This is a genomic window from Mixta sp. BE291 (genome assembly GCF_031457955.1).
GTDB lineage: Bacteria > Pseudomonadota > Gammaproteobacteria > Enterobacterales > Enterobacteriaceae > Mixta.
In genome coordinates, this window is record NZ_JAVDXN010000005.1 from 315,872 (window position 1) to 337,252 (window position 21,381).

Sequence of the window (21,381 nt, forward strand, 5' to 3'; positions counted from 1 at the left end):
CTTACCTTTTTCGGTCGGGATCAAAACAGCAGCGGAGAGGTGTTATCCAGCGCGGCACGGCGGCGTTTTTCAGCGCTCATGTCATGCAGTTGGTTACGATCGATAATAAACAGCGCCTTGGTTGGGCAGACTTCCTTACAGGCTGGCCCTTGCGCACGGGTATGGCACAGGTCGCATTTATGCGCTTCGGCCTTTTCCGAGACCGCCGCGATCGCCGCGCCGTTCTGACGAAACACCGGTTTGGTGATCACTTCCATCGCGCCGTAAGGGCAGGCCACGACGCAAGTTTTGCAGCCGATGCAGCGTTCCTGCATCACATGAATATGGCTATCGGTGCGCGTAATCGCGCCGTTGGGGCAGACGTTGGCGCAGGGGGCATCCTCGCACTGGCGGCAGGAGACCGGCGTACTGAGGTTTACGCCTTTAATGACATGCAGACGCGGGGTGAAGTTAGTGCTGTTCAGTAGCGAACTATCCTGCGCGTCGCTGTGAGCCACGACACAGGCAATTTCACAGGTACGGCAGCCGATACATTTTTTGGGATCGGCAATAATAAACCGGTTCATCCTTTTACTCCTGAAGACCTTGCGCGTCGTCGCGCAAGGTAGAGGTTTAAACACGTTCAGTCATTAGCTATACATAAAGCGTGCCAGCCGGGCAGGTGATTTTTTATGGCTATAAATCAAGTGGTTATGTGGTTGTGCCGTGACGGTGACGATAGCTAACGCTGTCATCGTCACGGCTTCGTCACCACATCGACAGTTATGTCGATGGGTTTTCTCTCTGCCAGGGAGCGATGTCGAGGCCGTTTTGCAGCCCCGGCAAAAGACATTGATGCAGGCGGCTGACCGCCTGCTCAACGGCAGCGCTCATCGGGTAGTAAAACGCGACGATCTCCGGCTGAATGCCGATAAAGGTGATCTGAGGAATGTCTGCGCGTAGCTGTTCTATCAGGAAGGTCAGCGGCAGATTGTGCGTGGTCATCATGAACATCTCGCTGATGTCCTGCTCAGCAATGATGCGCATTTCACCGGGGGCCAGCCCCATTTCCGTGGCATCGACGATCACCAGATGGGCCGGACGCAGCTCGCGTAAATAGCCGATATCATTTTCAGGCGCCGCGCCGCCATCCACCACCGTCCAGCCGGGTAGCGGCTGCTGTGCGCACCGTTCAGCCAATCGCGGGCCTGCGCCGTCGTCGCCCATCATGCTGTTGCCGACGCAAAGCAGGGCATAAGCGTTATTAATGTCAGGCATCATACCTCCTGACCATCAGGTACATCGCCGGATCGCTGGCAATCTGCTGTAGCAGGGCGATCAGCCGATCGCTCCACGCCTGCTGCTGCTCGCTCATCCTGTCCCGCGCCTCGCGCAGCGCCAGCGCCAGCAAATGGATGTGGCTCTGATCGATATTGATTTCGCCAAAGCGTTCAACGCCAGTCAGCTTGCGTCGCGCCTCGCTCTCCGGCGGCAGGCGGCGGATCCACTGCTGGTAGTCGGCAAGCGGGCAGGTCAGCGAGGCTTTCAGACAGTCGATAACGCCCAGATGGTGGCCGATCGCCAGGCTGTAATAGACCACCTCCTGCACTTTCTGCGTGCTACGCTGCTGCGCGCGCTTCTCATCAACGAATTTGCTGTTAAGCGCATAAAACACCACGCTGTTTTTCTGCGGCGCGCGGCCAGCGCAGGGCTGGTGGTGCGCGTAGCGCTGTGGATTCGCGGTCATCACAGCGTTACCTCCCCGCTCAGCGCCTGGTGATAAATGCGCTGTAGGCTGTCGATGATCTCATTAAGACGCGCATCGCCCTGTTCATGACGCCAGGCGGCAAGCTGCTGTGCAACGCGTTGCGCATCAGATGCCGCGACGATGGTCATAAAGCGATCGGCAATCTGACGGCCATAGCGATAGCCCGCCATGCGGCGCGCCTCACGATCGAGCAGAACACGCAGCGGCTGCGGCAGAGCGGGGTGCAGCAGCAGGGCCGGTTCCGCCGCCCGCGTAGTGTGCTGTTCTCCTTTAATTTTCTGATCCAGCAGGCCGAGCGCCAGCGCAAAACCGTAAATCGTAGCGGCGGGCGAGGGTGGGCAGCCGGGAATATAGACATCGACCGGCACAATTTTGTCGGTGCCGCCCCAGACGCAATAGAGATCGTGGAAGATGCCGCCGCTGTTGCCGCAGGCGCCGTAAGAGATGCTGATTTTCGGATCGGGGGCCGCTTCCCAGGCGCGCAGCGCCGGCACGCGCATCGCCCGCGTAACCGCTCCGGTAAACAGCAGAATATCGGCGTGACGCGGCGAGGGCACCACTTTGATGCCGAAGCGTTCAGTATCGAAAATCGGCGAAAGGGTAGCGAAAATTTCGATTTCGCAGCCGTTACAGCCGCCGCAGTCAACGCGATAAACATAAGCGGAGCGGCGAATACTGTGAAGCAGCGTGGCTTTCAGTTTGGCGATGCTGGCGTCAAGCGTAATCGGCACCGGCAGGCCGTTTTCATCACGTGGGCCAATCAGGTTCTGCGCCATCAGCAAGCCTCCGTAACAAGGTGACGACCGATATCGATGCGGTCAGATGAGGTCAGGCCGTGCATTTTTTTGCATTCCGGGCAGGTTTCGTACTGCACGCGCCGCGCGGCAAGCTGGCTGTCGCTCAGCGCACCATTTTCCTGTAACAGACTGAGGGCGAAATCGATCTCTTTTTGTACGGCGTAAGGCTTGCCGCACTGACGGCAAGCGCACACGGGGAAATCAGCGGTCTCATACAGATCCTCTTTTTTCCACACCGACAGTTCAAAAGCGGGCGACAGGCTAATTGCTGCGGTTGGGCAGACTTCTTCACAGCGGGCGCAGAAAATACAGCGGCCTAAAAACAGTGACCAGCGAACGCTGTCGCCCGCTTCTGCGGTGGTCATGGTTAACGCATTTGAAGGGCAGGCGTTGGCGCACGCCCCGCAGGCGATACACTGTTGCGCGTTGTATTCCGGCTTGCCGCGAAAGTTAGCGACCATCGCCAACGGTTCTGCCGGATAGGCCACCGTGGCTTCACCGGTTTTCAGCACTTTTTTAATCAGTTTCAACATCGTGACGGCTCCTTAAAGCGGCGAATTTTTACGTTCGATGCCGTAGCGTTCGATCTCTTTGTAAGGCACCACCTGCGTGGTTTTCTTACGCACATCCACCACCGTCATCCGGTCGGTACAGGAGTAACAGGGATCGAGGCTGCCGATAATCAGCGGCGCATCAGAGACCGTGTTGCCGCGCAACATATAGCGCAGCGTTGGCCAGTTGGCGTAAGTGGCGGCGCGGCAGCGCCAGCGGAACAGTTTCTGATTGTCACCGGTCATGCTCCAGTGGATATCGTCGCCGCGCGGCGCTTCCGCAAAACCGAGCGCAAAGCGGTGCGGAATATAGGTAAAGCCTTCTACCATCAGCGGCCCGGCGGGCAGGTTTTGCAGGCCGAACTCAATCATATTCAGCGCGTTAAACACTTCGTTGATACGCACTTTCAGGCGCGAGTAAACGTCATTGCCGGTTTCGCTGCACAGCGTAAACGGCAATTTGGCGTAGCCCGCGTAGGGGTGATCCTGACGCATATCGCGCCGGTGTCCGCTGCCGCGCACCATTGGCCCGACATTGCCGAAATCGCGTGCGACCTGCGGATCAAGAATGCCCACGCCCACGCTGCGCTGTGTGGTGTTCGGCGTGCTCAGCAGGATATCCACCAGATCGTTCAGTTCGCGGCGCATGCTGCCCGCCAGCGCGATAGTCTGTATCATGTCCTGTTTCAGGATGTCGCGGCGCAGGCCGCCAATCAGGTTCATACCGTAGGTTTTACGCGCGCCGGTGAGAATTTCCGCCATCTTCATCGACTGCTCGCGTACGCGGAAAAACTGCATAAAGCCGGAGTCAAAGCCTACAAAGTGGCAGGCAAGGCCGAGGTTAAGCAGATGGCTGTGCAGGCGCTCCACCTCCAGCAAAATCGAGCGGATCATCTGTGCCCGTTCCGGCACCACGATGCCCATCGCATTTTCTACCGATGAGGTGTAAGCCACGCTGTGGGTAAAACCGCAGATGCCGCAGACGCGATCCGACAGAAAGGTGACTTCGTTATAACCCATGCGCGTTTCGGCCAGCTTTTCCATGCCGCGATGCACGTAAAACAGGCGATAGTCAGCATCAATAATGTCTTCGCCATCGACAAACAGCCGAAAGTGTCCGGGTTCGTCAGATGTGACGTGCAACGGTCCGATCGGCACAATTTTATTGCCTGCTTTGGTCTCGGAAATAAACGGATAGGTTTCCTCATCGGTGGTGGGGGCGGGACGCTGGCGATAGTCCATGGCGTCTTTACGCAGCGGGTAGAGATCGTCGGGCCAGTCGTCCGGCAGCACCAGGCGCCGCTCATCCGGCAGGCCCACCGGGCGCAGGCCGTACATATCGCGGACTTCACGTTCGCCCCAGACCGCCGCCGGTACGCGTGGCGTGACCGACGGAAACTCCAGGGAAATCGGGCTGACCTCGGCGCGCACGGTGATCCAGCATTTCACCCCTTGCTCCATCGATAACACATAGTAAAGGGCATAGTGGCCGCACAGCGTGCGCTCATCATTGCCGAACAATACGGAAAGCCAGCCGCCCTGCTGATAACAGAGCCATTCGACCACCTCCGGCAGCGCGTTGAGTTTGATGGTCACCGTGAGTTGGGTATCGGTCTGCCATTCGCTGCGCGTTATCGCAGCAGGAAACTGCTGCGCCAGCGCCGCCAGGTACGCTTTACCGACCGGGTTCTGATTTAATGCGGTAGTTAATTCACTCATTACACAACCTCTTTCCGCCGCAGCGGAGTAAACAATCTCGGCTCAGCCCGCCGCCAGCCAGGAGACCAGCGCCAGAAACGCCAGCCCAAAACCCGCCCAGGTGAAACGAGCAGTTTTAAGAAAGCGCAGCCGCGCCACGCTGTTTTCAATCAGTGCCATCAGCAGCACGGCAAGGGTTAATTTGACCAGCCACAGCGCGGCGGCCAGCAGTAGCGCGCCGAACGTAAGCTGTTGCGCCTGCCCGAACGGTAAAAACAAACCAACAAAGAGCTGCAACACCACCAGTTGCTTCAGGCTGATGCCGATTTTCACTACCCCCAGCGCTGCGCCGGAATACTCTGACAGCGGCCCCTCCTGTAGCTCTTGCTCAGCTTCAGCCAGATCGAACGGCAGCTTGCCCATTTCGATCCAGGTGGCAAAGGCGCAGGCCAGCGCGGCCAGCATCAGCGTGAGGGACGAGGAAAAAGGCCACTGCAGCACCCGCGCCGCAATAGCGCTCAGCGAGGTCGAACCGGCAGCCAGCGCCGCCATCCACAGGCCAAGCAGCAGAATCGGCTCAACCAGCACGCCCAATACCGCTTCACGACTGGCACCAATGCCGGTAAATGTGCTGCCGGTATCCAGCCCGGCAATGGCAAACACAAAGCGCACGATGGCAAACAGATAAATGATGGTGATGAGATCGCCCACCGCACCCAGCGGCGAAGCCACGGTAACCATCGGCAGGGCGGTCGCGATAACCAGCAGGCTACCGGTTAACAGATAAGGCATGGTGCGAAACGCCAGGCCGGAGGCCGCGGGCGCCACGCTCTGACGTCCCAGCAGCTTAATGATGTCGCGGTACTCCTGAAGCAGGTCAGGCCCGCGACGGGTATGCATGCGCGCGCGTAACATGCGGCTAAAACCGGCAACCAGCGGCGCCAGCGCCAGCAGCGCCAGCGCCTGAACCAGCGCCAGCGGCCACAGGGAAGTGGAAACTAATTCAGAAGGATTCATGATGGGTTCCTCAGGCAAACGCCACAACCAGCAGCACGGCCAGTTCGATAAAAGCCAGCCGACGGCAAACCGCGCCTGGCCATCCCTGATGCAGCACATTGACCAGCCCGCCCGTCGCGCACTGACGCAGGCGATAAAGCGGGGCGAACATCACCCGCAGCGGCTGGGCAAAGCCGGTGGCGGTAACCACCATTTCGGCAGAATGGCTGTAGCCGCAGGCCCAGGCCGTGCCACGTCGGCGGTTTGGCAGGCGCGCGCCGCGCAGAGCAATCGTTATCAGCCACGGCAGCAGCGGCATCGACAGCAACAGCAAGGCAATCATCGGGGGAGAGACCTGAGAAACCGGCGAGACGGTAATACCATGCTGCGCCAGGGGTTGAGCCGCGCTGTGCAGTACCGCAGCGCTAACGGCGGCAAAGAAGGGAATCAGCCACGGCGCGGCGACGCCGACCATCACGCACAGCAGCGCCAGCAGCAGGCTGCTTGATCGCATCGCCAGCGGGGCCGGTGAGGCAGCGGCGGCGGCGGGCGAACGCGGCGCGCCAAGAAACGTCACGCCAAAGACTTTGGCGATACACATCAGCGCCAGCGCGCCGGTTAATGCCAGGCCCACCGCCAGCAGCGGGCCGAGCAGCCGCGCCACAAAGGCATGGCTGCCGCTAAGCTGGAACAGCGACTGATAGAGCAGCCATTCACTGGCAAAACCGTTCAGCGGCGGCAGCGCCGCCATCGACATCAATCCAATCAGCATGGCGATAGCGGTGCCAGGCATGCGCCGCGCCAGGCCGCCGAGCTTCTCCATATCTCGTATCCCGGTCTGCTGTTCAATTTCTCCGGCGCCAAGAAACAGGACGGTTTTGAACAGGCCGTGATTAAACAGATGGAACAGCGCGGCCAGCAGCGCCAGCGTTGCCAGCAGCGGCATATGCAGCGCCACGCCCACCATCGCGCCGCCAACGCCGAGCAAAATAATGCCGATATTCTCCAGCGTGTGATAAGCCAGCAGGCGACGAATGTCATGCTCCATCAGCGCGTAAAGGCCGCCGAAAAAAGCGGTCAGCATCGCCAGCAGCAGCAGGGCGATTCCCCACCACAGCGGCGGCGCGCCGATAAGATCCAGGCCGATTTTTATTATCCCGGCGATGCCGGTTTTCATCAGCGCCGAAGAGAAAAGGGCGGCGGCGTGCGGCGGGGCGCTGGCATGCGACTGCGGAACCCAGGCGTGCAGCGGGATAACACCGGCGTATAGCCCGAACCCGATCAGCGCCAGCAGAAAGGCGGTGGACTTCACGCTCGCACTGAAAACGCTATGACGCAGCACGTCAAAATCCTGGCTGCCGCTGACGCGCCAGAGCAGCACAAAGGCTAACACCAGACAGAGCGTACCCACACGGCCCGACAAAAACTGATTGAGCGCGGCACGGCGGCTTTTAACGTCTTCGCCCAGCGCGATCAGAAAATAGGCGGCCAGCGCGGCCAGCTCCAGCAATAAGATCAGCGCCACGGCGTTGGCTGCGAGGTTGGCCGCTACCAGCGAGGCCAGCAATAAATGGCACAGCAGGCCACTGCGTGCGCGTTGAGCGGCATTGACGCCAGAGAAGCCCCAGGCGAACAGGCTGCAAAACAGCGCCGGAATGGTCAGCGCCAGCAGCAACAGCGCATTTAACGCGCTGAGCTCGGCGCGGAAAGCGATAACCGGCAGTTGAACCGTCTCGGTGGTGGTGCCGCGCAGTATCAGACAGGCTGCGCCGATAGCGGCCAGCGCGGCCAGCATCCCGCCACCGCCAATAATCGCACCGCTCAGGCGCGTGGCACCGGCCAGCAGGCTACCCGCCACGCCGCTTAGCAGCCAGATAAGCAGCGCCAGCGCCAGCAGCGAACCGGGAGTAAAAGCAAACAAAGCTGACATTATGCATTCTCCCTGTCTGAGGCAGTAAAGGCCACGATGCCCGCAGAGAGCGCGTTCATGGCATTCAGGCGTTTTTGCAGGCTGGCCTGGTGCGCCAGCACCGGCGTAACCAGCGTAATCGCCTGCGTAGGGCAGGTTTTAACGCAGGCCGGGCCATCCGGTGAGAAACTGCAAAGGTCGCATTTCACCGCCACCGCCCGCACGCCCGGCACGCAATCAACAAACGGACTAACCGCCGCAGGCGCTTCTGGCGCAGGCAGGGCTTTGCTGGTATGGCAACGGCGGGGAATATCCACCGGCTGGCTGCCGGCAAAGGTGATGGAGCCAAACGGACAGGCAATACCGCACAGCTTGCAGCTAATACAGAGGCTTTCATTAAGATAAATGGCGTTATCTTTACGGCCGATGGCATTGACCGGACAAACCTGCGCGCAGGGCGCATCTTCACACTGATGGCACATCACCGGCGCAGAATCGATCCGGTTGCGCATCACCTGCAAACGCGGCGCGGACTGCAGGCCATGCTGGCGGTGCGTCTGCGAACAACTGGCCATACAGGTATTGCAGCCGATACAGCGTTTGGGATCGGCAATAACATATTGATTCATGGCATGAGGGCTGCTCATGAAATCTCCTTTAATCAGGTTGGGCTGTTCGTCAAAAATGATGAAATCGTCAGTTAACATGACATTTCGACATTTTTGTCACTGCCCGCTGGGTGTTAAACGTCACTCTGAGATGGCAATGAACTGCTTTATTACACGACCGGAAAAATATTATTCAGGCCGGGTTAAGCAGCTGCTCTAATTGCGGGTAAATCGGCTGATTACCTTGCAGCGCATCAAACAGGCACTGGTAAATAGCGGCAATCTTATTCAGGTAATGGTCAAGAATGGCGGGTTTATCGCCGATGGGGATGGCGTCAACGGTGCCCTGTTCATTTAATTTCGCATGAGCGAAAGTGCTAAAGCGGGCAGGCGCGTCGGGCGAGGCGATATTAATGCTGTAAAGAATGTCATGGCTGAAAAAATCATCGCTTAAACGGATGCTGATAATAAAATGATTAAACAGCGCAAAGCGGATGTCGTCGCCTTCGCTATAGATAAACTCATGATTTATCTTTTTATTCTTTGCGCTGATTGCCTGTGTCAGGCTGTTTTGGTAGCTGTGCCACTGCGCTTTAAGTTGGTGGTTGCGGTTGGCAATATAATCCGCTTTGCTGCTCAGTTCGCTGAGTGTGCTCATGATAATTAACCGTTAATAAGTGATATAGGCTTTTCGACGCCTTAACTGACGACGAGAACGGGCGATATATCTCTGTTGGCATAAAACGTGCCAAATTGGAAAATTATCTAATATTTGCTGTTAAATCATTGGTGTGGATATTTCACTGCCTGCCAGCAAGGGACGCGATTAAAGCGTTTAGTGTCGATTTCGTCTTATTTCGACACTGCTGTCGTCACCTGCCTGCCGCTCTTCTTATTTAGGGAATATATTTCGCTGCGCCTGCGCTGTTAATAACGTTATTAAAAGTGGCATTGATATTGCAGTTATTCATCGGGTCATCTGTTAACGGTGAAAAATAATGCATGAAATTACGCTGTGCCAGTGCGCGCTGGAAATGATCGAGCAGCATGCCCGGCAGCATAATGCCCGGCGAATTACGGCGGTATGGCTGGAGATCGGCGCTTTTTCCTGCGTGGAGCCAGAAGCGCTGCGCTTCTGTTTTGATGTCGCCTGCCGTGAAACGCTGGCCGAAGGCTGCCTGCTGCATCTGGAAACGCCGGCGGCAGAGAGCTGGTGTCACGATTGCCAGCAGGCGATCGCCCTGCTTAGCCCCGGCGTGCTGATTTGCCCGCAATGCGGCGGGCGCCACCTGCGGGTTAACGCCGATGACGGCATGAAAATTAAACGTATTGAAATTGCATAACGGGCATTACGCATGCCTGGGGAGAAATGATGTGTACAACCTGCGGCTGCGCCAGCGGCGAGATACAAATTGAGGGCTTCAACGGCGCGCATGCCCCTGTTCACCAGCACGGTCTGCCTTTTGCTCCGCGTCGGCTGGTGGATATTGAGATCGATATTTTGGCGAAAAATAATCATATCGCCGACCATAACCGCGCGCATTTTGCCGCCGCATCCATCCTGGCGCTGAACCTGGTATCCAGCCCTGGCTCCGGGAAAACGACCTTGCTGACCCGCACGCTCACGCAGCTGGCCGCTCAGGTAAGCTGCGCGGTAGTCGAGGGCGATCAGCAAACCACCAACGATGCCGATCGCATTCGCGCCACCGGCGTACCGGCGATTCAGGTTAATACCGGCAAAGGCTGTCATCTGGATGCGCAAATGGTGCATGACGCGCTGCATCAGATGGCGCTACAGAATAACAGCCTGCTGTTTATTGAGAATGTCGGCAACCTCGTCTGTCCAGCCAGCTTTGATCTGGGCGAGCGGCATAAGGTTGCGGTGTTGTCGGTGACCGAGGGCGAAGACAAGCCGCTGAAATATCCGCATATGTTTGCCGCCTCCAGCCTGATGATCCTGAACAAAATCGATCTGCTGCCCTATCTCGATTTTGACGTGGCAGCCTGCATCGCCAACGCGCGCCAGGTTAATCCACAAATTGAGGTGATTCAGCTCTCAGCAACCCGTGGCGATGGTATGGATTGCTGGTTGAACTGGCTGGAGCAGCAGCGATGTGTATAGGCATTCCGGGGAAAATCATTGCGCTGCATCCACAACAGGCCGATTGCGCCTGGGCGGACGTCTGCGGTATGCGCCGCGAAGTGAATATTGCGCTGATCGCTGAGGGCGATCGTCAGCAGCTGATTGGCTGCTGGGTATTGATTCACGTCGGCTTTGCGCTGAGCAAGCTTGACGAGCAGGAAGCGCAGGAGACGCTGGCGGCGCTGCACGCCATGGAAGAGGTGGAAGCGGATGTGGCGATGTTCCTTGGCGCGGGAGAGAAAAGATAATGCGTTTTGTTGATGAGTTCCGCGATGCAAAACTGGCGGAAACGCTGCTTGAACGTCTGCATCAGCGGGCGGCGCAGCTGCCGTTTACGGCAGAAAAACCAATGCAAATTATGGAAGTGTGCGGCGGACATACGCACGCCATCTTTAAATTTGGTCTGGATAAGCTGATACCGCCGCAATTGGCGTTTATTCACGGGCCGGGCTGTCCGGTTTGCGTGCTGCCGATGGGGCGCATTGATGCCTGCTGTGAAATTGCCGCACAGCCGCAGGTGATTTTTTGCACCTTTGGCGATGCGCTACGCGTGCCGGGTAAGCAGGGATCGCTGATGCAGGCACGTGAGCGCGGTGCGGATGTGCGGGTGGTTTATTCGCCGCTGGATGCGCTGGCGCTGGCGCGGCAACATCCACAGCGTCAGGTGGTCTTTTTCGCGCTGGGTTTTGAAACCACCATGCCGGTCACCGCCGTGACGCTACAGCAGGCGCGGCGCGAAAAGCTCACGAATTTTAGCGTTTTTTGCCAGCACATCAGCCTGATACCCACGTTGCGCAGCCTGTTACAGCAGGAAGATATGCGCATTGACGCCTTCCTTGCGCCAGGTCATGTCAGCATGGTGATCGGCACCGCGCCCTATCTGTTTATCAATCAACAGTTCGGCAAGCCGCTGGTGGTTAGCGGATTTGAGCCGCTGGATATGCTGCACGGTCTGCTGATGCTGGTGGAGCAGGTATGCGAGGCGCGCTGTGCCACGGAAAACCAGTATCGACGCGTGGTGCCGCCAGCGGGCAATCCGCTGGCGCAGCAGGCGATGCGCGAGGTGTTCCAGCTGGGCGGCAGCAGCGAATGGCGCGGGCTGGGGCTGATCGAGGCATCCGGCATTTCCCTGACGCCCGCCTATGCCGATTTTGACGCAGAACGGCGCTTTCATCCCCAGGCACAGGCCGTGGCGGACGATCCGCGCGCCCGCTGCGGCGAGGTGCTGACCGGACGCTGTAAACCGCATCAGTGCCCGCTGTTTGGTCGCGTCTGTACGCCGCATAACGCCTTTGGCGCGCTGATGGTCTCGTCTGAAGGAGCGTGCGCCGCCTGGTATCAATACCGACACCAGGAAACAAGCCCGGAACTTTCCCAACATCAACAGAGGATTGCAGGATGAATCAGCAACAGCCCGCCCGCTCGCAGCAGGTGGTTACGATGGCGCACGGCAGCGGCGGACGCGCTATGCAGCAGATGATTGAACGAATGTTTCTTTCTGCTTTCGCCAACCCCTGGCTGGATGAGCGTGAAGATAGCGCTCGCCTCTCTATCGCCGATCTTGGTCAGCAGGGCGATCGGCTGGCCTTTACCACCGACAGCTATGTTATTGATCCGATCTTTTTCCCCGGCGGCAATATTGGCACGCTGGCGGTGTGCGGCACGGCAAACGATCTGGCGGTGTGCGGCGCAACGCCGAACTATCTCTCCTGTGGTTTTATTCTGGAGGAGGGGCTGGCGCTTGACGATTTGCAGGCGATTGTTAACGCCATGGCGCAAACGGCGCAGGCCGCCGGTATCGCCATCGTTACCGGCGATACCAAAGTGGTGCAGCGCGGCGCCGCCGATAAAATTTTTATTAACACCGCGGGTATTGGCGCGATCCCTGCGACGGTGAACTGGGCGGCAAAAAACATTCAGCCCGGCGATAAGATTGTGGTGAGCGGCACGCTTGGCGATCACGGTGCCGCCATCCTTAATCTGCGTGAAGGTTTGGGCATGGATTTGGGCGTGCAAAGCGACTGTGCGGTGCTGGCGCCGTTAATTGCGCCGCTGCGCGCAGGCTCTGGCGTACATGCCCTGCGTGACGCCACGCGCGGTGGCGTTAACGCCATTCTGCATGAGTTCGCCGAAGCCTGCGGATATGGAATAACGATTGATGAAGCCGCGCTGCCGGTTAAACCCGCGGTAAGAGGGATTTGCGAGCTGCTGGGGCTGGAGCCGCTGAATTTTGCCAATGAAGGGAAAGTGGTGCTGGCGGTTGCGGCTGAGGCGGAAGAGGCGGTGCTGAACCTGCTGCGTCGCCATCCGCTGGGCGTGGATGCGGCAACGATTGGGGAGGTGACCCCTACGCCGCAGGTTACGCTGCGCGGCTTACTGGGCGTATCGCGCCAGCTAATGTTGCCGCATGCGGAACCTTTACCTCGCATTTGTTGATCTCGCCTGGGATGGTGTATGACGAAGGGCGTAAGATCCCCCTTCCTTTCTGTTAATCCATTGCTGTTCAACATCCATGCTAGCGAAAAAAAATGCTGTCTACAGTGCAACGATGAGCACGAAAAAACACAAAGGCGTACTTGAGCTGACGCGCACCTTGCTTCAACAACCGTCTATGGCCGCGTTAACCGAAACCCTGAATCAACTGGTGCTAAACACCGGTATTGCCGAGAAGGTTTCGCTGGTGCTGTTTAACGATCGGAGCGAACGCGTGAGTTTTTACGGCATGGATGCGCGCCATCAACCGCTCTGTTACAAAGATGAAACCCTGTTGGCGACCGGGCCGGTCAATGCGCTGCTGCACAATCCGCAGATTCAGGTCTGGCGTAGCGAGGCATTACATCAGCGCTATCCGCAACTGGCGGTGCTCAACCTTTATCCACTGTTCACCGATTACTGCCTGGTGCCGTTGCAGGCCTCTGCGGGGCTGTTGGGCGGCTGCGAGTTTTTTCGGCAACATGCGCAGCCCTTCACGGAAGAGGATAAAGAGGGGCTGCATCAGCTCTGTACGCTGGTGGCTATTGCCATCGAACAGATCCAGCTACGGGAAAAGATGCAGCTACAACAGTCGCTGCTGCGCCATGAGCGCGACGATTTCAGTATTCTGGTGGATATCACCAATGCGGTGCTGTCAAAGCTGGATTTAGATGAACTGACCGGCGAAATCGCCAAGGTTATTCATCACTTTTTTCATATCAATGCCATCAGCATTGTGCTGTGCGACGCCGGTAAAGAGAGCGAACAGGCCAGCGTATATGCCACGCACTATGTGCAGGCACATCTGGCGAAGCGTGAGCAGTCGCGCAAAGATCTGGCCGGTTCGCTGGAACAGCAGGTGATGAAAAGCGGCGAAATGTCGCTGACCAGCGTAGAACCGTCGAAAAAGCGGCAAGGCGAGCAGGGCAGCCTGTTTCAGCAGCTCTGGGCGGATCAGGTGAAAACGCTCTGTATTTTACCGCTGCGTTTTGGTCATAAAACACTGGGCGTGCTGAAACTGGCGCAGCCTCAGCCCGATAATTTTAATGCGGCCAATCTGCGGGTGTTACAGCAGATCGCTGAGCGTATTGCCATTGCGGTTGATAATGCGTTGGCCTATCAGGAAATCAAAAGCCTGAAAGAGAAGTTGCAGCATGAAAACCGTTATCTGACCGAGCAGATCAACAGCGAAAGCGCTGACTTCTGCGATATTGTCGGGCGCAGCCCGCGCATGTCAGAAGTGCTGAAACAGGTGCAAATTGTCGCCAAAAGCGACTGTTCAGTGCTGATCCTGGGCGAAACCGGCACCGGCAAAGAGCTGATAGCCAGAGCGATACATCATTTGAGCGAGCGACGCGATCGGCGCATGGTGAAGATGAATTGCGCCGCCATGCCAGCCGGACTGATGGAAAGCGATCTGTTCGGCCATGAAAAAGGGGCATTTACCGGCGCCACCTCACAGCGGATGGGACGTTTTGAACTGGCCGATGAAGGCACGCTGTTTCTGGATGAGGTGGGTGAAATCCCGCTGGAGCTGCAGCCCAAGCTGCTGCGTATCCTGCAGGAGCAGGAGTTTGAACGGGTGGGCGGCAGTAAACAGATCTCGGTGAACGTGCGGGTAATTGCTGCCACCAACCGCGATCTACAGCAGATGGTGAATGATAAAACGTTCCGCAGCGATCTCTATTACCGGTTAAATGTTTTCCCTATCGTGATCCCGCCGCTACGTGAACGCCCGGAAGATATTCCGCAGTTAGTGAAATATCTGACGCATAAGATCTCCCGGCGTATGAAGCGGACCATTGAGAGTATCCCGGCGCATACCCTACGCCAGTTGAGCCAGATGCCGTGGCCGGGCAATGTGCGTGAGCTGGAAAATGTTATTGAGCGCGCGGTGCTGCTTACTCAGGGCAGCGTGTTAGATTTGCCGCTGCCAGCGCTCGACGCGCCCGTTGCCATGGCCGCCGCCGCCGCGCCTGCTGCTGCCGTGGCAATTCAGGAGACCGACGAGCGCGAACGCATTCTGCAAGTGCTGAAAGAGACCAACGGCGTGGTTGCCGGGCCGCGTGGGGCAGCCTGTCGATTAGGATTAAAGCGCACCACATTGCTGTCGCGCATGAAAAAACTAGGCATTAAGGCGAAGTAAACCGCGTGCCAGCCGGGTGGGCGATCGGTCACGAAGAGTGCGGCGAAGCAGCAGGCGGTATCGTCAGCTAAGCTAAGCATCAGTTAGCATACGCAGAGGCAGGATAATGGCGGAGATAAAACTTGTTGCAGTAGATATGGACGGCACGTTCCTTGACGATGGGAAAAATTATAACCGTGCGCGCTTTGCCGAACAGTATGCAGCGCTGAAGGCGCGCGGCATTCGCTTTGTTGTCGCCAGCGGCAACCAGTATTATCAGCTACGAAGCTTTTTTCCGGATATCGCGCATGAGATCGCCTTTGTGGCGGAAAATGGCGCTTATATCGTCGAGGCGGGCGAGGATCGCTTTGTCGGTGAGTTTCCGCAGGGCGACGTGGCGAAAATTATCGATACCCTGGCGCGCGGTAACTATCCTGAGCTGAATTATGTGCTGTGCGGCTATCACAGCGCCTGGTATTTCTCTTCTACGCCCGCCGTCTATCTGGAAAAAATGCGTCGCTACTGTCATCGCCTTCAGCCAACCGAACGGCTGGATGACATTGACGATCGCCTGTTTAAATTTGCGCTGAATCTCTCGGATGAGTACGTTTCTGTGCTGATGGCGGATATTGAGCGGCATCATGCCGGCGTTGCGACCGCCGTCACCAGCGGTCATGGCTCGGTTGATCTGATTATTCCGGGTTTGCATAAAGCGCACGGGCTGGCGCTGTTGCAGCAGCGCTGGGGGATATCCCACGAGCAGGTGGTGGCGTTTGGCGACGGCGGCAACGACCTGGAGATGTTAAACCAGGCCGGATTCGGTTACGCGATGGCTAACGCGCCGGACAGGGTAAAGGCGGCGGCGGGGTACCAGGCGCCCTCAAACAATCAAGAGGGCGTGCTGGAGGTGATTCAACAGCTGCTGGAAGGGCGAGGGGCCTTCGCTTAAGCCGTGCAGCTGTAGGCCTGTTGCAGCATCCAGCGCTGTTGCTCGGCGCTGTAATTGACCAGCGAATTTTTACTGTTGGCGCGCGCCAGTATCCACTCGACGTCACTGGCGCTCAACGGCGGTTTTTGCTGCCAGAAAGGAAACGGCGCATGTTGCTGGAGCCACTGCGCCAGGGCGCTTGCGGGTTCCGGGTGCGTTACGCCAAATAACGCCAGCTGTAGCTCCGCCATTAATGCCTGCTGTTGCGGATGCGCGCTATTATCCAGCAGCGCTAAAAAGGGAAGCAGTAAGCGGCCACAGACTTCACCGTGATGATACGCCTTGATCGCGCCCAGCTCGCCCGCGATGCCGTGGATCACGCCCAAACCCGCCATGCTCAGGCTTAAGCCGCCCAGCCATGACGCCATCAGCATCGCTTCGCGCGCCTCGGCGCCTTGTTGGTCCTGACGATGCAGATTCGGCCAGCCTTTAATAAACTGCCGCATGCCGTTAAGCGCGGTTTCGCGGGTAAAGAGGTTCCCTTTGGCGGAAAGCCAGGCTTCAAACAGATGCGTAAAGGTATCAATGGCGCAGCAGGCCAGCACCTTATCCGGCGCGCCAGCCAGTAAATCCGCATCCAGGATAGCAATTTGCGGCACAAAATTCGCATGACGCAGAGAGGCTTTCACCTTGATATCGCCCTGGTCAGTCACCACCGCGTTCTGCGTGACTTCACTACCGGTGCCAGCCGTGGTGGGTATGGCAATCACGGGCAATGTCGCACCGCTGACCGGCGTATCGCCCACTTTCTCCAGATAACGCAGGGTATTCAACGGATACTGGCTCACCGCAGCGAAAGCTTTGGCGGCGTCCAGCACGCTGCCGCCGCCGATTGCTACCACACGTTCTACTTTGCCACGCCAGCGCGCGACCCAGCGATCGATATCATCCGGCGAAGCTTCGCGGGTAACCACCTCATGGCCGATTAGCAATGGCTGAAGCGCCGGAGCGATGGCGGCGTAATGGGTGCTGTTCAGAAAGGAGCGGCCGCAAAATAACAGCGTCGCCTGCGGTGTCTGCTGAAGAAGCGGTAGCAGCTGTTGCAGGCTGCCGCGGCCAAAAAAAGTTTGTCGGTTAGTAATCGTCTGGCTGGTTAACACGTTTAGTCCCGCCATGGTTTTTTAAGGAGAGAAGAGTTTACCAGCCTGGCGCTGCGCTATGGATAGCAACCCGCGGTTAACACAGCGGTAAAAAGTTGATCACCTTCGCAAATTAATAATTCTCCTCACGGCGCAGATTCCAGTGACAATTTGTTACCGCTACCATGTTATCGGTAACAATATGGCAGGGCGTTCATTTGCTGCTAAGTATGTCACTCAGTTTATTCCTGTCGTGACCCACAATGATAAAGTCGGTCGTTATTCCTGGCGGCCATTCACCGGAGAAAAATTATGCCATTAGTTATCGTTGCGGTTGGGGTCGCGCTACTGCTCCTGCTAATGATTCGCTTCAAGCTTAATGGATTTATCGCGCTGATCCTGGTTGCGCTGCTGGTGGGCGTTATGCAGGGCATGCCGGTTGATAAGGTGATCGCCTCCATCAAAGCGGGCGTTGGCAGCACCCTTGGCGGCCTGGCGCTGATCATGGGCTTTGGCGCGATGCTGGGGAAACTGCTGGCGGACTGCGGCGGCGCACAGCGGATTGCCACCACGCTTATCGCTAAATTTGGGCAGCGTCATATTCAGTGGGCGGTGGTGTTAACCGGCTTTACCGTGGGTTTTGCCCTGTTCTATGAGGTGGGTTTTGTGCTGATGCTGCCGCTGGTTTTCAGTATCGCCGCCTCTGCGCGCGTGCCGCTACTCTATGTCGGCGTGCCGATGGCTACCGCCTTATCCGTTACCCATGGCTTTCTGCCGCCGCATCCGGGTCCAACCGCTATCGCCACGCTGTTCGACGCCGATATGGGCAAAACCCTGCTGTTTGGTACGCTGCTGGCGATCCCGACGGTGATTCTGGCGGGGCCGGTTTATGCGCGCTTCTTGAAAAATATCGATAAGCCAATCCCGGAAGGGCTGTATAACCCGAAAACCTTTAGCGAAGCGGAAATGCCGGGTTTTGGCGTGAGCGTCTGGACGGCACTTGTGCCGGTTATTCTGATGGCGTTACGCGCGGTGGCGGAAATGGTGCTGCCAAAAGGTCATGTTCTGCTGCCCTGGGCTGAGTTCTTTGGCGATCCGGTGATGGCAACGCTGATTGCCGTGTTAATTGGCATTTTCACTTTTGGTCTGAATCGTGGCCGCAGTATGGATGAGGTGATGAATACGCTGGCTGACTCCATCAAGATCATCGCCATGATGCTGCTGATTATCGGCGGTGGCGGCGCGTTTAAACAGGTGCTGGTGGACAGCGGCGTGGATAAATATATTGCCGGGCTGATGCACGCTACCAACCTGTCGCCTATTTTCATGGCCTGGTCGATTGCCGCCGTGCTGCGTATCGCGCTGGGATCGGCTACCGTCGCGGCGATTACCGCCGGTGGTATTGTCGCGCCGCTGATCGCCACCTCTGGCGCCAGCCCGGAGCTGATGGTGATCGCCGTAGGGGCCGGTAGCGTGATTTTCTCGCACGTTAATGACCCAGGCTTTTGGCTGTTTAAAGAGTACTTTAACCTGACTATCGGCGAAACCATACGCTCCTGGTCAGCACTGGAAACCATTATTTCCGTGTGCGGCCTGGTGGGATGTTTACTGTTGTCCGCCGTTATCTAAGTTAACGCAGTCGCGCAGCCCGCTATCCCTCAGCTGCGCGACTGGCCGAAGCATTTCACATCACGGGGCACGCAGCGGCCCCGCTGTTTAATGCGGCTGGGTAAATCCTGCTTTAATCATCTGCTCGCGCAGCGCCTGTGTGATTTCACGGTTACCGCCGGTGATCGGGAAGATCACGTTATTGACCACATCATCCAGATAATGCTCATCAAACTCCTGTAAAGAGAGCTGATCGCCGCCCTCGTTGTTGATGGCAATGGAGCCTTTGATGTGATTACCCGCGTGGTTCGCCTTCAGGCAATACCTGCCCATATTGGTATTAATCGTACTCATAAAGCCTCCTTTTTACAGGCTGACAAAATGTCACTAAGAGACTGGGTTAACACCCGCATTAAGTTTAGCGGCCTTTAGTGAGCAGATCGAAGCGGCAGGGCGGGGGACGGCCGCAGGGCGCGATCTGCATCGCAAAAATGCAGAATTGTTTTTCTTAACTATACTTAAGCAACAGATAACGCTGCGGTTGTTGGCAAGGTGACAAGCAGACTTTGTTAACAGTGGACCACAGCTCAATTTACTCATCGGCTGTCAGGCCTACAGGGAGAATGGAATGAAAATTATACTGTGGATTATCGCGATTATCTTTATTGTTGGCTTACTGACGCTTACCGGCGTATTCAAAATCCTGTTTTAATACGATTAGCGGCACCTCAGGCAGGTGCCGCTTTTCTAAGGCGCCAGCCTGTTATTGCGTTGTCCGATCAGACAACGGGCAATAGGGTCTACCTCAGTGTTGGGCAGCACATCCTGTACGGTAAAAGGTTTAAAACAATAAGCACATACCGCGCCGTGGTGAAATTTCCCTTTTTGGTCCCCGGTAGTATAGCGAAACCTTTTACTGCCACAGGCGGTACATCTTATTTTCATGACCATCCTTATCTTCCTTACTGCTGATTTCGCGGCGTGAAATATCTTAGCAAAAACAGACAAAAGATCTATAAATTTACTTAATATGTTTAAGGTGGTTATGATCACTTTGTAAATCAATGAAAAGTAAGTAAATTTAATGCATCAGATAAACGGCATGCTCGGCAATGGCCTGATAAAAGCGGCTTTCATTGATGCATGGCAACAACCGGGCAAATCGTTAGCCTGGGTTATCAGTTTCTTATCAGCAACAGATTAGCGCTGACGGCTTAACGCCAGGACAGCAAGCTCTCACTGGGGCCTGGCTGCTAAAAATGGGATCAGTGCAGATGTGACAGAGAAGCGGTAACGTTGTGATGATAAAAAACAGCGTTTATCTTTTGCGCAAAGTTTTTATTGCTGAGGGTGATAATTCTTCATGGTTAAGATTGAGGCGGGCAAAAAAAACCGTTTTTAGCGTTTTTTACGCATTTGCCAAGCCCACTGTGCCGCTTGCTTATAAAAACACTTAATTTATAATATCTTGCGAAGGAGAAAGGGAAGAGTAAACGCTTAAGATGCTTTCTTATGGTCCTGCTTGCCCCCGCGACAAAATGGTCACATACGAAAAAATAGCGATATTTATCACTTTTTCTTCACGACGCACTGGACAAAAGGCGCGGCAATTGCTGTACTTAACCCCGACACAGTTTAGTGTCCATTTTTCATGTAAAGGTAATATAGATGTCCAAGATCAAAGGTAACGTTAAGTGGTTTAATGAGTCCAAAGGATTCGGCTTCATTACTCCGGAAGATGGCAGCAAAGACGTATTCGTACACTTCTCTGCTATCCAGAGCAATGGTTTCAAAACCCTGGCCGAAGGTCAGCGCGTTGAGTTTGAAATCACTGACGGCGCAAAAGGCCCATCTGCTGCTAACGTTATCGCTCTGTAAGTTAACAGTCAGAATTTTAAAAACCCGCCATCAGGCGGGTTTTTTTTTATCTGTATCAACGGTAGAGATATATCCCGATAAACGTTACCAGCGAAACGCAGCTTAACGTCAGCGCAAAAAGCTCAGACAGGCAATGCGGCATCAGATTCTTCATCACGACTTCTCCCGGTAAAAACTCTGCTTAGTGTGCCGTTGCAAGATTAAGGAAACATTAATTATTGCGTCACTGCACATAAAAAGCGGCAAAGGTATTTTGCCCTCTGCATCTGCTTGCTTCCGCGCCTTAACTACGGCTATAAACAGTAATCTCAACGCGGTAAGCGCACCTGAAGGAGGCGCGATGCATATTCGTCCCGCTCAAAGCACAGACAGTTTTGCCTTAATCTCTTTACTGACCGAATTAGGCTACGGCGGCACCGAAAGCCTGATGCATACCCGTTTACAGCAGCTAATTGCTGACCCAAATGAGAAGCTGATGGTGGCGGAAGATCGACAAACCGTGCTGGGCTTTTTATCGTTACATTTCATTCCTCAGTTGGCCTTTTCCGGTGATTTCGCCCGTATTAGCTATTTCTGCATTGCTGAAGGCGAACGCAGCAAAGGCGTGGGGCAGCATTTGCTACAGCATGCTGAACAGCTGGCGCGCGAGCGGGGCTGCGAACGAATGGAAGTGCATTGTCATGACGCACGCATTAAGGCTAACCAGTTTTACGCGCGTGAGGGCTATAGTGAATCGCCCTGTTATCGTATTAAATCGCTGGCAACGGGCGCCTAATCACCCT

General features: G+C 56.3%; 23 protein-coding genes. 11 read left to right on the forward strand and 12 right to left on the reverse strand.

The features are described from left to right. Positions 1–20: 20 nt before the first annotated feature. From hydN to J2X14_RS14030, 10 genes are all read right to left on the reverse strand, one after another. Positions 21–566, reverse strand: a complete 546-nt coding sequence (gene hydN / locus J2X14_RS13985) for an electron transport protein HydN (protein ID WP_352411793.1) — start codon at positions 564–566, stop codon at positions 21–23. A 196-nt stretch (positions 567–762) separates the two neighbouring features. Further along, positions 763–1,257: a hydrogenase maturation peptidase HycI gene (gene hycI, locus J2X14_RS13990; protein ID WP_352411794.1), complete on the reverse strand. Its 495-nt coding sequence runs from the start codon at positions 1,255–1,257 to the stop codon at positions 763–765. Next, positions 1,250–1,726: a formate hydrogenlyase maturation HycH family protein gene (locus tag J2X14_RS13995; protein ID WP_502890016.1), complete on the reverse strand. Its 477-nt coding sequence runs from the start codon at positions 1,724–1,726 to the stop codon at positions 1,250–1,252. The genes hycI and J2X14_RS13995 overlap by 8 nt, the downstream gene beginning before the upstream one ends. Continuing rightward, complete coding sequence (locus tag J2X14_RS14000) at positions 1,726–2,523, reverse strand: NADH-quinone oxidoreductase subunit B family protein (protein WP_352411796.1); 798 nt, start codon at positions 2,521–2,523, stop codon at positions 1,726–1,728. The genes J2X14_RS13995 and J2X14_RS14000 overlap by 1 nt, the downstream gene beginning before the upstream one ends. After that, a complete protein-coding gene (locus J2X14_RS14005) occupies positions 2,523–3,077 on the reverse strand; it encodes a formate hydrogenlyase complex iron-sulfur subunit (protein ID WP_352411797.1) in 555 nt (184 codons plus the stop codon). Before J2X14_RS14005 ends, J2X14_RS14000 begins: the two co-directional genes overlap by 1 nt. 12 nt (positions 3,078–3,089) lie before the next feature. Next, complete coding sequence (locus J2X14_RS14010; RefSeq protein ID WP_352411798.1) at positions 3,090–4,814, reverse strand: hydrogenase large subunit; 1,725 nt, start codon at positions 4,812–4,814, stop codon at positions 3,090–3,092. 42 nt (positions 4,815–4,856) lie between these two features. Continuing rightward, positions 4,857–5,810 carry a respiratory chain complex I subunit 1 family protein gene (locus J2X14_RS14015; protein WP_352411799.1) on the reverse strand — a complete coding sequence of 318 codons (954 nt, stop codon included), beginning with the start codon at positions 5,808–5,810 and terminating at the stop codon, positions 4,857–4,859. Between the two features lie 10 nt (positions 5,811–5,820). Continuing rightward, on the reverse strand, positions 5,821–7,719 hold the full coding sequence (locus J2X14_RS14020; RefSeq protein WP_352411800.1) for a proton-conducting transporter transmembrane domain-containing protein: 1,899 nt from the start codon (positions 7,717–7,719) through the stop codon (positions 5,821–5,823). After that, entirely contained in the window at positions 7,719–8,327 is a 609-nt protein-coding gene (locus tag J2X14_RS14025) for a 4Fe-4S dicluster domain-containing protein (protein WP_352411888.1), read from the reverse strand. Before J2X14_RS14025 ends, J2X14_RS14020 begins: the two co-directional genes overlap by 1 nt. Positions 8,328–8,499: 172 nt before the next feature. After that, positions 8,500–8,964, reverse strand: coding sequence for a formate hydrogenlyase regulator HycA (locus J2X14_RS14030; RefSeq protein ID WP_352411801.1), 465 nt, complete (start codon positions 8,962–8,964; stop codon positions 8,500–8,502). A 340-nt stretch (positions 8,965–9,304) separates the two neighbouring features. Between J2X14_RS14030 and hypA the strand changes: the two genes are divergently transcribed. The 7 genes from hypA (at position 9,305) to J2X14_RS14065 (ending at position 15,995) form a co-directional block, all read left to right on the forward strand. After that, on the forward strand, positions 9,305–9,649 hold the full coding sequence (gene hypA, locus J2X14_RS14035) for a hydrogenase maturation nickel metallochaperone HypA (RefSeq protein ID WP_352411802.1): 345 nt from the start codon (positions 9,305–9,307) through the stop codon (positions 9,647–9,649). A gap of 29 nt (positions 9,650–9,678) precedes the next feature. Further along, complete coding sequence (hypB, locus tag J2X14_RS14040) at positions 9,679–10,428, forward strand: hydrogenase nickel incorporation protein HypB (protein WP_352411889.1); 750 nt, start codon at positions 9,679–9,681, stop codon at positions 10,426–10,428. Beyond that, on the forward strand, positions 10,419–10,697 hold the full coding sequence (gene hypC / locus J2X14_RS14045) for a HypC/HybG/HupF family hydrogenase formation chaperone (protein WP_352411803.1): 279 nt from the start codon (positions 10,419–10,421) through the stop codon (positions 10,695–10,697). Before hypB ends, hypC begins: the two co-directional genes overlap by 10 nt. After that, entirely contained in the window at positions 10,697–11,851 is a 1,155-nt protein-coding gene (gene hypD / locus J2X14_RS14050) for a hydrogenase formation protein HypD (protein ID WP_352411804.1), read from the forward strand. The genes hypC and hypD overlap by 1 nt, the downstream gene beginning before the upstream one ends. Continuing rightward, positions 11,848–12,885, forward strand: coding sequence for a hydrogenase expression/formation protein HypE (hypE, locus tag J2X14_RS14055; protein ID WP_352411805.1), 1,038 nt, complete (start codon positions 11,848–11,850; stop codon positions 12,883–12,885). The genes hypD and hypE overlap by 4 nt, the downstream gene beginning before the upstream one ends. Before the next feature lie 112 nt (positions 12,886–12,997). Further along, positions 12,998–15,067, forward strand: coding sequence for a formate hydrogenlyase transcriptional activator FlhA (gene flhA, locus J2X14_RS14060; RefSeq protein ID WP_352411806.1), 2,070 nt, complete (start codon positions 12,998–13,000; stop codon positions 15,065–15,067). Positions 15,068–15,173: 106 nt separating this feature from the next. Further along, complete coding sequence (locus J2X14_RS14065) at positions 15,174–15,995, forward strand: Cof-type HAD-IIB family hydrolase (protein ID WP_352411807.1); 822 nt, start codon at positions 15,174–15,176, stop codon at positions 15,993–15,995. On the opposite strand, the gene J2X14_RS14070 is transcribed toward J2X14_RS14065, so the two are convergent. Next, positions 15,992–17,149 (reverse strand): iron-containing alcohol dehydrogenase, encoded by a 1,158-nt coding sequence (locus J2X14_RS14070; RefSeq protein WP_352411808.1) that lies wholly within the window; start codon positions 17,147–17,149, stop codon positions 15,992–15,994. The two genes, J2X14_RS14065 and J2X14_RS14070, sit on opposite strands and share 4 nt — an antisense overlap. Positions 17,150–17,425: 276 nt before the next feature. Between J2X14_RS14070 and gntT the strand changes: the two genes are divergently transcribed. Then, positions 17,426–18,742 (forward strand): gluconate transporter, encoded by a 1,317-nt coding sequence (gntT, locus tag J2X14_RS14075; RefSeq protein WP_352411809.1) that lies wholly within the window; start codon positions 17,426–17,428, stop codon positions 18,740–18,742. An 87-nt stretch (positions 18,743–18,829) separates the two neighbouring features. On the opposite strand, the gene J2X14_RS14080 is transcribed toward gntT, so the two are convergent. After that, positions 18,830–19,075 carry a hypothetical protein gene (locus J2X14_RS14080; protein WP_352411810.1) on the reverse strand — a complete coding sequence of 82 codons (246 nt, stop codon included), beginning with the start codon at positions 19,073–19,075 and terminating at the stop codon, positions 18,830–18,832. A 274-nt stretch (positions 19,076–19,349) separates the two neighbouring features. Between J2X14_RS14080 and J2X14_RS21025 the strand changes: the two genes are divergently transcribed. The 3 genes from J2X14_RS21025 (at position 19,350) to J2X14_RS14090 (ending at position 21,374) form a co-directional block, all read left to right on the forward strand. Then, a complete protein-coding gene (locus J2X14_RS21025) occupies positions 19,350–19,433 on the forward strand; it encodes a small membrane protein YohP (RefSeq protein ID WP_442897173.1) in 84 nt (27 codons plus the stop codon). Between the two features lie 956 nt (positions 19,434–20,389). Continuing rightward, positions 20,390–20,599: a transcription antiterminator/RNA stability regulator CspE gene (gene cspE, locus J2X14_RS14085; RefSeq protein WP_038627478.1), complete on the forward strand. Its 210-nt coding sequence runs from the start codon at positions 20,390–20,392 to the stop codon at positions 20,597–20,599. Between the two features lie 340 nt (positions 20,600–20,939). Next, entirely contained in the window at positions 20,940–21,374 is a 435-nt protein-coding gene (locus tag J2X14_RS14090) for a GNAT family N-acetyltransferase (protein WP_352411811.1), read from the forward strand. The last annotated feature ends 7 nt before the right edge of the window (positions 21,375–21,381 follow it).